This window comes from Culturomica massiliensis, assembly GCF_900091655.1.
In the GTDB taxonomy this organism is placed as follows: Bacteria; Bacteroidota; Bacteroidia; order Bacteroidales; family Marinifilaceae; genus Culturomica; species Culturomica massiliensis.
The window spans coordinates 2,605,192-2,616,907 of record NZ_LT594621.1; the positions used below are offsets into that span (position 1 = coordinate 2,605,192).

8 protein-coding genes and 1 riboswitch are annotated in these 11,716 nt (G+C 41.6%); of the genes, 1 reads left to right on the forward strand and 7 read right to left on the reverse strand.

Annotated features, from left to right (window positions below; genetic code table 11):
• Positions 1 to 22: 22 nt before the first annotated feature.
• Complete coding sequence (gene porV, locus BN8908_RS12105) at positions 23 to 1,123, forward strand: type IX secretion system outer membrane channel protein PorV (RefSeq protein ID WP_068690816.1); 1,101 nt, start codon at positions 23 to 25, stop codon at positions 1,121 to 1,123.
• 641 nt (positions 1,124 to 1,764) lie between these two features.
• Here porV and BN8908_RS12115 read toward each other — a convergent pair.
• The 7 genes from BN8908_RS12115 to BN8908_RS12145 form a co-directional block, all read right to left on the reverse strand.
• Positions 1,765 to 2,265 carry a hypothetical protein gene (locus BN8908_RS12115; protein WP_082989254.1) on the reverse strand — a complete coding sequence of 167 codons (501 nt, stop codon included), beginning with the start codon at positions 2,263 to 2,265 and terminating at the stop codon, positions 1,765 to 1,767.
• A 374-nt stretch (positions 2,266 to 2,639) separates the two neighbouring features.
• Positions 2,640 to 4,259: a tetratricopeptide repeat protein gene (locus BN8908_RS12120; protein ID WP_148453306.1), complete on the reverse strand. Its 1,620-nt coding sequence runs from the start codon at positions 4,257 to 4,259 to the stop codon at positions 2,640 to 2,642.
• Positions 4,260 to 4,683: 424 nt separating this feature from the next.
• Complete coding sequence (locus BN8908_RS12125) at positions 4,684 to 5,703, reverse strand: ABC transporter ATP-binding protein (RefSeq protein ID WP_068690823.1); 1,020 nt, start codon at positions 5,701 to 5,703, stop codon at positions 4,684 to 4,686.
• 43 nt (positions 5,704 to 5,746) lie between these two features.
• Positions 5,747 to 6,775, reverse strand: coding sequence for an iron ABC transporter permease (locus BN8908_RS12130; RefSeq protein ID WP_021987105.1), 1,029 nt, complete (start codon positions 6,773 to 6,775; stop codon positions 5,747 to 5,749).
• Positions 6,776 to 6,932: 157 nt separating this feature from the next.
• The gene (locus BN8908_RS12135; RefSeq protein WP_021987104.1) at positions 6,933 to 8,057 is read right to left on the reverse strand and encodes an ABC transporter substrate-binding protein; all 1,125 of its coding nucleotides are present in this window, start codon (positions 8,055 to 8,057) and stop codon (positions 6,933 to 6,935) included.
• Positions 8,054 to 9,121 (reverse strand): YncE family protein, encoded by a 1,068-nt coding sequence (locus tag BN8908_RS12140; RefSeq protein WP_068690825.1) that lies wholly within the window; start codon positions 9,119 to 9,121, stop codon positions 8,054 to 8,056. The genes BN8908_RS12135 and BN8908_RS12140 overlap by 4 nt, the downstream gene beginning before the upstream one ends.
• A 217-nt stretch (positions 9,122 to 9,338) precedes the next feature.
• Positions 9,339 to 11,354 (reverse strand): TonB-dependent receptor plug domain-containing protein, encoded by a 2,016-nt coding sequence (locus BN8908_RS12145; protein WP_021987102.1) that lies wholly within the window; start codon positions 11,352 to 11,354, stop codon positions 9,339 to 9,341.
• 132 nt (positions 11,355 to 11,486) lie between these two features.
• A riboswitch (cobalamin riboswitch) is annotated at positions 11,487 to 11,681 on the reverse strand.
• Positions 11,682 to 11,716 lie beyond the last annotated feature (35 nt).

The window sequence follows — 11,716 nt, forward strand, 5'->3', positions numbered from 1 at the left end:
TCCCCTCTATTAAATTGGTAATATGATCAGAAAAATATCCATTATAGCTCTCACGGCTCTCTCAACACTCGGAGCCAGAGCCCAGGAATCCCAAATATCCTCTTTGTATAGCGGGGCCTATTTCCTATCCATCGCTCCTGACGCTCGTGCCGGAGCTTTGGGTTCAATCGGAGCTTCAACTTCAGCCGATCCCTATTCTATTTTCTGGAATGCTGCAAAATCAGCCTTTACAGAAACCAAAGCCGAGTTGTCATACACCTACAGCCCCTGGATGCGGGACCTGGTCAAAGACATCAACTTGTCAAGTATCGGTTTTTCTTATAAACTCGACGATATGCAAACCATTTCTGCCGGATTCAGATATTTCTCCTTCGGAGATGTCATGTTTATCGGCGAAGACGGTCTGAATATGGGGGAACAAAACCCTTACGAAATGAGTATCGATATTGCCTATGCCCGCAAATTGGGCCAATACCTGTCTGCCGGCGTTACTTTAAAATACATCCGTTCAGAACTCGGAATGGGGCAGATGGTCGGAAACGTCAAGGCAGATCCGGCGAATGCTGTAGCTGCAGACATCTCATTGTTTTTCAATAAAAATGTCAATTTCCTGACAGAAAATGCCGTATGGCGGGCCGGCCTGACACTGGCAAATATCGGCTCGAAACTGAAATACGGAGGAGACAACGAATCCTATCTGCCGGGAGATCTTCGGTTAGGTACATCTTACGAACTCAATTTCAACAACCAACATTCACTGATGGTTGCCCTCGAAGCCGATGCCCTGATGACACCCCGGTATAAGGACAATGAAAAACCGGATAAATCCGGAGTAGGGGGATATTTTTCCTCTTTCGGCGATATCCAGTCCGACAATATCATGTGGGCCCTGGCAGCCGAATATTGGTATGCCAAGACAGTAGCCCTCAGAGCCGGATACCACCACGGGAACAATAATAACGGCCACCCGACCTGGTTCAGCACCGGTGTCGGATTACGCTACTACAACCTGTTGGCCGACTTCTCCTATGTTGCCGGAATCTCTGACAACAATCCGATAAAAAACAGCCTGCAATTTTCCATAGGTGTCAACTTCGATATCTTTAAGAAAAAAGCACAATAAAAATGAAGACCCTAAAAAAGCTGCCGAAAACGGCAGCTTTTTTACCTTTAAGAAAAAAGAAACTCCTTATGAAAAACGAGAAATATTGTTCATATAATTGTAAATTTTAAATTGCCCGGAAACCGGATTCGGTATCAGATTTTTTAATCTAAAGTCGTAAAATTAGTTCTATTAACATTATCGTTTCAATACCGTCGATTATACCAAAGAAAAGACATTCCCCGGTACGATTATCCCCCATCCTTTTTGCCATTCCCTTTATCGACAGAAGATTTATCCTTCTTTTCCTTCCGTTTTTTTAAATAATAACCGAGACATTCTGCCGCGATCCCCCCCCTATAGAGCCGAGAATAAACGATATTACAATTGATTCAATTTCTTCACTCATATTAAAATAACAATATGTTGAAAAATCGGCATTTTTTTCTAAAATAAACGTTTTATATTATTCGCGCAAGGATTTACTTCCTATAATCCAAAATGAATCGACAAGCAATCCGATAATGACAAACTCTATCACTTCAATTTTACAGATCTGTTTTAGTCCATAAAAATAAATTGCAAGGTGGGAAACAACATTTTTAAAATACAAAAGGAGCACTTTTATTTCAATACCGGATAAAAGATACTCCTTTAAAGAATCAATTAAACTTAAATCCCAAAGAGACATACAATCTCAAATAATTATCCACATGATCATTACTCGAATCGTAATACCTGACTCCTATACCGAATGTCGGCTTTACCTTTTGTTTGCCCAAATTATAAAAAACACCGGCATCATAATACGTATATTTCCAGTCTTTATTTTCGAGAGTTGTCCCGAATTTCCCCCTAGCATCCAAGACACCGTTATCAAAAGATAAAACATTATATCCAAGACCGACTCCCAGCGTTTCGTTCATATAATAAGTTTTTAAACCATCGATCTTAAAAAGCCCGACAGAACTTTCAATATGTGTCGATACAAATAAATTATGAACGACATAATAACCCAAATCGATACCTACTTCAAAAGGTTTAAACCTTGAACTACTGAAAGACATATCGGTCCTCACTCCACCGGTAAAATTACACTCTTGTGCCTGAGTTACCAGACTGAAAGGCATTATAAAAAATAAAACAACAACAAACCTTTTCATAATATTCGTTTTTAAAGGGTTAAAACCGTCTGAAGATTTTATTCACGTTGAACACATTTCAAAATTATTTTTAATCTGTTTATTACAAATCTAACACACTTATCCCCTAAAAAACAAAAAAATACATCCCTTTCGATCTCATCAGAACAAACGTGAAATAACTGACAATGAAATCGTTACTAAAAAAAGTATATCATCCTGATCTCATCCATATAAAACACACCACACAAACATATGAAAATCAACATATTACACTTTGATCAAAAAGAAATATATTACTAACAGAATGACAATCAATATCATTACGATCTAAAAAAAGCTATTTTCAGAACGCATACCTTCAAAATATAAAATTGAAATTTAACGTCAGAAAATCAACGGGCCAGATTTACTAACAATCCATCCAGATATTGTTCCAGATTAATTTCTGGAGAAAGCCCCATCTTTCTTCTGAGATCCGAACGTTTATTGTAAAGGGAATTTTTATTGGTAAGATCATACATCTGCAACATAACGTCAACCGGCATTTTCAAATAAAGCAGACAGCAAAAATCCAAATCTTCATCGGTTAAATGGGGATACTCTCGCTTCAGGTAATCCACAATACCATTGTGCGACTGATTGACCCATGCATGCAGATTTGAGAAAAAACGTTCCTTACCGGTCTTAAGGTTGAGATTTTCTTTAAATGTTTCCAAAAATTGTTCTGGTTTTTTTTTCATCTTAATCGCCATATCGGCCAATGTTTTCAGAAAATTGATCCAGTCATCCAATACACACTTCAAAGAGTTGATTTTCTCCTCTTTTTCCCGTTCTTTCCGCTTGGCCCTATAAACAAACAGAGTCAATACACAAACAAAAAAGAAAAAGATCAAAAGAAAAATAATAAACAAATACACATTTATCGTATGCAACTCTTCATTTTCTGCCCGAAGCAATTCAGTCCGGTATTGCCGTTCCAGATTTTGTACCAACTTATCTTTTTCTACAACATAAATACTATCCCTCAACTCCCCTGCCCGCTTGACATAATCTAATGCTTTCTGATACTCTTTCTTTTGTTCATATAACATACTCCACATCTCATACGTGCCAATCGTTGCGTAAGGACTGGAATCCGGTCCTGTGTCATGCATAAGATAATATTCTGCTTTCTGCAAATCTTTTTCCTGTAAACAAATATACCCCCACAAAGCAAAATGACCTTCAGGAATCTCTCCGCCACAATATCTATTATATATATCACTCAACAAGTCCTTGGCTTTCTTTATATCTTTATAATAAAAAACGAAATTAGTACCTATTTGTTGAACAAGTGATAATACATTCAGCGTATCTTTCAACTGGCAGGCAATATCTAAAGCCTCATAAAACAGCCGGTTTGCTGCTTCTTTATTTTCCAGAAGAATAAGAGCACTACCTTCCTCTCTCAATGTATAACTCAAATTTCTTAACTTACCGCCTTTTCGAAAAGCATCACTGGCTTTAGCAAACATTCTTACAGTCGCTTCTGCATTTGCCTGAGTATCGTATAGATACCCCATACGGCTATATATCAACCCCTGCAAATTATACTGCTCTTTTCCGACATATTTTTCCGCTGACACAAAAGCAGCCACGGCTTCTTCTGTACGACCGGCATTTTCATGAATTCTTCCCAGATAATAATACATTTTTGCCCGATCTTCATACTTACCGTTTTGCGAAAAATATTCCACTGCCGGACGAATCACAGAATCGGTTTCCAAATCGATATAATTCTTATCCAACAATTCAGAAAATAATAAAGAATAACGTGCCCGTTCCTGCCGTTTCATCAGACTCGACTCGTCGACAGTATGCAACAACATCAAAGCACTGTCAGGATGTTCAGCAGCCATTCCCTCTACCCGGTTCAGCACACCTAAGTCTATCCGTCTCTTTTCCAGAGCCGAACGATCATTACCGCACCCCCATATTGTAACAATATACAACAGAAAAATAATCCGGAACATATTCGATTTTAAACAGTTTTGATAACAAATATAAACATTCATTTCATTTTTCAACTTCTTAAAACTTGAAAATGCCTTTTTAAGCCGTCATTTTTATTTATTATCACGTTAAAAAAACTGTTTAGAATAAAAGAATATCAAAATTCAATTTTTCATAAAACACAGATCAGAACTTATCTGTTTTCCCATAAAAGAATATTAAAACCGAATACAAGTCCCAAAAACTAATGTCTCCCGCTATCCATTCGTTCATATAATTGTAAATTTTAAATTGCCCGGAAACCGGATTCGGTATCAGACTTTTTAATCTAAAATTCACAAAAACGCTTTTAGTATAGACCCGATATATCGCTAAAACTTCAAAGTTCCCAGTTTTCTTACAGGGAAGAAATGGGGGCACAATCTAAAATCGTAAATCTAAAATCTACAATTTATACACATTTTTCAGGTAAGTATCCAATTCAGCAAAAGAAGTGAACTTATCTATTCTTCCATCCGGGAAACGGAGGATAAAATCATCCGGAGCAGCAGCTTGTAGCAGAAAGGCTACATCTTTCCCTTCCGTTGCACAACAAAATCCGTTACGCATCAAAATATTATTCACCCAGAACAACAATTCGCCGGATGCCTCCACCTGCACTTGTATTCCTTGCGATGGCAAAGGCCGGAAGCTACCGCTCGTTTTGTCAAAGACAATCTCATTGCGGGCAAAAAAATGATCCATCGTTCCCCGAAATACCAACTCTTCCGTAATGCCGCATTGGAGTCCTTCTGTCCGGGAAAGCAGCCACAGGCGGTCACTCAGTAACAGCGCCTGCTCCAGATCATGCGTCGAAAGCAGAATCGTCTTCCCCTGCTCTGCCGCCAATTTATGTAACAAACTCATAATTTCGATCCGGCTGACAACATCCAGAAAAGCCGTCGGTTCATCCAACAAAAGTACGGGACATTCTTGTGCCAATGCTCTTGCAATCATAACCTTTTGACGTTCCCCATCAGACAGTTCCGCCACATAATGATCCGCTTTCGCACCGATTCCCACTGCATCTAAAGAATCCCGGATAATTGTGTAATCTTTTTCTTTCAAACGTCCGAAAAAACCGGTATGCGGATGACGTCCCAAAGACACCAGATCGAATACCGTCAAGCCGCCGGTCATCGTCTTATCTGTCAATACAAGGCCTATTTTCCGGGAAATTTCCTGTTCGGTACAGACAGACAATTCCCTTCCTTCCAACAGTATACTTCCCCCCAACGGACGCTGCGATCCACTGATAGTCCGCAGCAATGTAGATTTCCCGGCTCCGTTAGGCCCCAATAAACAGGTCAATTCTCCACGACGAAGTCCGAAAGAAAGCTCCGTATATAATACTTTTCTCCCTCGTCTTCCCAAGCGGTAACCGATGGATAAATTCCTGGCTTCTATCATTGAATCTCGCTGCATATATTTAACCGAAGGCTTACAAGCCTCTAACCGTTGATTTAACTCAATTGAAATATTGTATCTTTTTCTGATTGACAATCACATAAATAATAACCGGAGCTCCTAATACCGGTGTAATGGCATTCAAAGGAATCACTCCGGCACTTCCCGGCAACACACTCAATAAGTTACACAACAAAGCTATGAAAGAACCGCATAACAAGGTCACCGGCATCAATAATTTGTGATTTGAGGTACCCAGCATCAACCGGGCAATATGGGGCACAGCCAAACCGATAAAAGCAACCGGACCGCAGAATGCCGTCGTGACAGCCGTCAATATTCCCGTACTGATCAATAACAATATACGTACCCGCTTTACGTTAACCCCCAGATTCTCCGCATACCGCTCTCCCAGCAACAAAGCGTTCAAAGGCTTGATCAACACCAAAGCCAATAGCAATCCCAAGGCCAGTATACCGCAAAAATAAGGCAATTGTTCGGCCGATACACCCGAAAAATCGCCCATACCCCACATGGTATACGAAAATACCCCTTCGGCCGTAGAAAAAAAGTTCAGTAAAGAGATTGCCGAAGAAGTGATATAGCCGATCATGATTCCGATGATCAGAAGCATCACATTACTCCGAATCAAAGTCGAAAAAAAGATAATGATACCCAATATCGTAATGGCTCCGGTAAATGCACCGAATATAACCGCCATATAACCTGAAAAAGAAAGCCCGACAACCACACCTCCGACTGTACCTCCATACAGCAGCATCACCAAAGCCACTCCCAGACTCGCCCCCGAATCAATACCCAGGATAGAAGGCCCGGCCAACGGATTGGCAAAAACCGTCTGTAACATCAAACCGGCTACAGCCAAGGCAGCTCCGGCAAACATGGCCGTTACAGCCTGCGGCAAACGGGTTTGCAAAATAATATACATCCAGGTATCCTTTTCCGTCCCTTCACCCATCAATATGGACAAGACCGAACGAAAAGGAATCTTCGCCGATCCCAGGAACAGATTGGCAGCGAATAAAATACCCAAAAGTAATAATATACACCAGACGATACGATACTTCATTTATCCAGTTTTTAATTTCAGATTAACGAAACTACAGTTCCGATTCGTATCTCAATCAAAACCGTAAATCGTAAACCCAAAACTCTTTTCAACCTTATATCCCGATCTACAATCTAAAATCTAAAATTTAAAATTTAAAATTTAAAATCCCCCTCCCTCACTCTTTCATCTTGCTGTAATACCTCAATTGATAATCAGGCAAAAGTTCGGGATGAAAAATCTTTACCAAATCCTTCAACAGATAATCCGGACGAATCGGAACCTCTTCATAATAGGGAACAACTCCCGTATTACAGGTAAAGATATTGTGTTTTTTCCAGGCTGCAAAATTAGCATAGGGAGTATATTCCCGTTTCAAATCTTCGTAACTCATTTCCTGTGCCCGGTTGTACTTAATCAACCAAAAGTCAGCCTCACCACCCTGTTCAAAAACACTTTCAAAAGACAAGGGAAATGAACCGGCATGCTCATCGTCTTTCCAGCAATAACCGGCTCCGGCATCCTGAAGGAAACGGCCCATATAACTGCGGCCTCCGGAAATATACCACATAGAGCCGTATTTCATTTCCGTCACCACAGAAGGACGCTCCTCAACGCTATCTACTAAAGCTTTTACGGCATTATATGACTCAACAATTTCTTTAAAAAGCGAATCGGCTAAAGCCTCTTTTCCAAAAAACAAAGCCTGGAAACGAATCCATTCCGCCCGTCCCAAGGGAGTCGACTCCATATAATCCACGCATTTGATCTGTGGAATTCCGGTTTTCTCCACCCGTCCATAAGGGGCATTGCTTAAAGGAGAAGTAATCATAGCATCCGGCTCCAATTCAATCAATTTTTCCACATCGGGGGCGGAAGCTTCACCGATATCCGTAATTTTACCCTCCGCCAATCCCCGGCACACAAAATCCAAATCGATATAACGCGATTCACAAACCCCGATTAATTCATCGCGTACACCCAACATTTCCAACCAACCGCAATGTACCGATGTCGCTGCAACGACTCTTTCCAAAGGCACCCGTACTACAATCCCCGGCGGTAAATCCGCCGGCAATTCACGATCCCGGGCTACAAGAACATAATGTGCCAATAATTTGGTCGTATCCCAGGGATCACGAATGCTCACCTCCGTATAATCAGCACCACGACGTACCGTATACCCCGTAGCGTATTCTACCCGGCAATTTTCTTTACCTTCCTGTTGTGTTTTACCTTTCTGCCCGCAAGATACAAGCAGAAAGATAAAAACCGATATCAGACAAAATGCGGATCGTCTCATTCGAAAAATACGGCATTATTAGGTGAAATACCACCACTACCGAATTTTTTAATCAACTTTCCATTCCTGGAAAAACGATAAACATCACCGGTATTGGTATAATCGGAAGTACCGATGTAAATATCTCCGGTATACGGATCTATTTCCATCATCATAATACTTTCGGTTTTCAAAGACTCAGCATCTCCGGTCAGGGTCAGGAAAGAGTTTTCGTTCAATTTCCTTGTCTTCGCATTGTAAGTGAAAAAGTTATTCGTCGTCACATAAGGCTTAACAGACCAGTCGGTAACGGAGTTTACCAAATATATTATATCGCCATGCGCTGTCATTTTTGTGGCAACAGCAATATTATCACAGGTGCCGTTTGCAACGTTCAGACGCTGCAACGCATAAGGGATATCTCCGTAATTCCCATAAGAAAGTACATAAATATCACCGGCAGCCTCGACGATAAGATTCGGATTCTGTACAACCGTGATTATCTTTTCAACCGTAAAAATACCTAAATTGATGACAGAAACCGTCGTACCGGCTCCATAACCGGAATTGGCCACATACAATTTATCATTTTCTTCTACAATCTGTTCCGGATTAGCACCGACAGTAACATACTTCTCAATCGTCAGATCAGTCGTATCTATGCGGGCCACCTGGCCGCTCCAAAGCGTAACGTATAATTTTCCGTCTTCTGCCGCCATATACCGGGGCTGACCATCAGCCGGAGAGAACGTAATCGCTTTCAATTCTCTGCCCAGGCTATCCAATTTCACCAAACGACTCGAACCGTACACTGTTATATACACCCGATTTCCATAGGTAATCATGTCCTGACCGGCATCCCCCAATTTTTTATCGTTCAGCGCATAATACAAATCGGCAGTTATTCCTCCCGTCTTCGGATTATAGGCCGTAATACTGGCATTATTTCCCTGATAACTTCCTTCGTTAAGAATCAATATTCCTGACGTAATATCATCGTCATCGTCGTCATCATCGCTGCAGGATATAAAACAACTGACGGATAAAAGGCATAAAGCACTCAAAAATAAACTTCTGAATTTCATTTTTTTCTATTTAAATTAAACCATACTATTAAAACCAAACCATACCTTTAAAATCTTAGATTGACGATTAAACAAATCGGATAACGAATCAGTTTGTCAAACAATTTAAAATCCATACCTACCTCGATTTTGATTCACGATTCCTCCTTTTTGCAGGAGAGGATTATAGGTATAATCTAAAATCATCAATCTAAAATCTAAAATCATCAATCTAAAATTAAAACACCCAGGTCATACCCAAACGATAGGATCGTCCCGGCATGGGGTAAAACTGAATCACATCGTATTGCTTATCCGTAAAATTGATTAACTCAGCCTGGATGCGCAACCGGCAACTCTTCAACACAAACTCCCGGGATACCGAAGCCGAATGCTCCGCATACCCATCGATACGATTGGCCCGGATATTTTGAGGCAAACTGTAGCGTTCTCCGGCTCCCATAACGGTATAAGCCACATTCGCCCAAGGCATCTCCAGATTCAGAGCTCCGTTTCCGGAATGCTTCGGTGTATAAGGTATCTGGTCCTTATAATTTTTGTCTTTCGAATTGGTAACGTCGATCGCTTTCTGATAGGTATAACCGCCCGATATACGCAACCGGATATCCTCCCTGAAAGCCAACGTTACGGCTAAAGCGACATCCACACCGGTAATATCCACTTCTCCCAGATTCATCATCTTCCATACATAGGTCGTCGGCCGGGCGACAATTTTATCCTCTACCCGGTTGTAATACCCGTCGACAGTCAGTGATACATAAGGAACAACTTCCGTCAAACTCCCGTTCCAGGTTATTCCGGCATTGAACTCTTTTGCCAATTCCGGTTTCAACCCGGTATTTCCCATACGCAGGTAATACAAATCATTAAACGTAGGTACCCGGAACGTACTCTTATACAAAAAACGGAAATACAAATTCTCTCTCTCCCAAGGTCGTAGTGACAAACTTACCGCTGGAGTCAGTTTTTCCCGGTTTTTAGGTCGTTTCCCGCTTTTCACGTCATCTATCGTATACGTATTCAGCAAATTAGCCGTCAATGACATAAAACGATACTGATATTTGACGGCCAATGCTGACAGTAAAGTATAACGTGTCGGGAAAGGACATTCCGGAAGATTATTCCACAATTTGTTTACAGACAAATCGGTAGCCCATGAAACGGATAAATTTTTCCGGGGCTGATATAAAGCGGTAACCGTCCCGTAATATTCATGCTGGCGATTCCGGTCGATCTGTTCCCCGTTCTCATATTTTACGTTGACGTCCTTGTATTTATTCCAGGAATAATTGTATTTCAATGCCGCTTTCAATGTCCATGCCCGGTTAAAACGTTTCTCATACCCGGCCTGGGCAAAGAAATTCTGATCCCACAACCGTTCCTTATTATAGGGATTATAATAAATCACACCTCCCGGCAGTCCCCGTTCCGACTGAAAATAGTAAGCCTTAGCCGTCAACTGGCTGCTATCTCTCAATAGCGTGTAAAGATTTGCTTCCGTATGCCAGGACAAAATATCCGAATTGTAACGTTTCTCCCGGGTGACCAATTTGCCGTTCTCCAAAGTAAAAGGATATGCACCGTCTGCCCGCAGAAAATTACCGTCGACGGACAAAGTTGTCCGGTCTGTCACCTTAGCGGCATACCGAAGGTAAGGATTCACCATTCCGAAAGAACCGCCTTTTACCCGGGCTTGCAGGCTATATTTCCGATTATGAACAAATACGGGCCGTTCGGTTTGAATACTCAGTACACCGGCAGAAGCAAACATTTTAGCCGGTTGGAAAATACCATCCTCCTGTCCTACGGCTAACGAAACCCGGGCCACATTATCAAGTGAAAAACGACCGATATCGATTTGCCCGGCCTGACAATTGCTTACCGCTACGCCGTCATATATCACTCCCGTGTGATGAGCCCCCAAACTACGTACTGAAACCGTTTTCAAACCGCCGATCCCACCGTAATCCCGGACCGTCACCCCATTAAACCGCTTGACAACATCAGCCAGATTCTGATACCCCAAACGCACAATATCCTGACCGCTCACCACTTGCAAAGGAGTTGCCGCCTTCACCACTACCGGTCGTTTCCCTGCCGAAACCTCAGCTTGTTGCAGTTCATATATCCGGGTCGTATCTAGCTGAGCATATACACTGCTATAGCATACCGTTGCCAGTATCCCTGTTAACCAAAGCCTATAACATACCCAACGTCCCAAATCGTGATTCATTATAATGATTAAACCACGCTTCCGAAAACCCGGAAACCGTCCGTCTTTTCCCTGTCTCTTTATCCGTAAAATACAAGATGCCAAACGTGCAGCAGCACAACATGATGTTTCCTACAGCCAAATCCTCGAAAGCTATTGAAAAAATGTTTTGCAGGTCTTCTGACTTACCCCGGTTCAGGCGCCTTCCCATTTCAAAGAAACAGTGGCTAAAGTAGTGCCTGACCCTTTATAGGCTTACAGCAGCGGGACTGTCCGGGATTCTCACCCGATTCCCATTTAATCCTAACCGTAGAATTACGGCTCGGAACAAAACGTCGCAAAGATAGTATTTATTTTCCATTCCTTCACCGAAAATAAAAATT

What these genes read in the sequence shown, in the direction of transcription:
- porV (WP_068690816.1), top strand. Translation starts at nt 23, where the DNA reads ATGATCAGAAAAATATCCATTATAGCTCTCACGGCTCTCTCAACACTC.
- BN8908_RS12115 (WP_082989254.1), bottom strand. Translation starts at nt 2,265, where the DNA reads ATGAAAAGGTTTGTTGTTGTTTTATTTTTTATAATGCCTTTCAGTCTG.
- BN8908_RS12120 (WP_148453306.1), bottom strand. Translation starts at nt 4,259, where the DNA reads ATGTTCCGGATTATTTTTCTGTTGTATATTGTTACAATATGGGGGTGC.
- BN8908_RS12125 (WP_068690823.1), bottom strand. Translation starts at nt 5,703, where the DNA reads ATGCAGCGAGATTCAATGATAGAAGCCAGGAATTTATCCATCGGTTAC.
- BN8908_RS12130 (WP_021987105.1), bottom strand. Translation starts at nt 6,775, where the DNA reads ATGAAGTATCGTATCGTCTGGTGTATATTATTACTTTTGGGTATTTTA.
- BN8908_RS12135 (WP_021987104.1), bottom strand. Translation starts at nt 8,057, where the DNA reads ATGAGACGATCCGCATTTTGTCTGATATCGGTTTTTATCTTTCTGCTT.
- BN8908_RS12140 (WP_068690825.1), bottom strand. Translation starts at nt 9,121, where the DNA reads ATGAAATTCAGAAGTTTATTTTTGAGTGCTTTATGCCTTTTATCCGTC.
- BN8908_RS12145 (WP_021987102.1), bottom strand. Translation starts at nt 11,354, where the DNA reads ATGAATCACGATTTGGGACGTTGGGTATGTTATAGGCTTTGGTTAACA.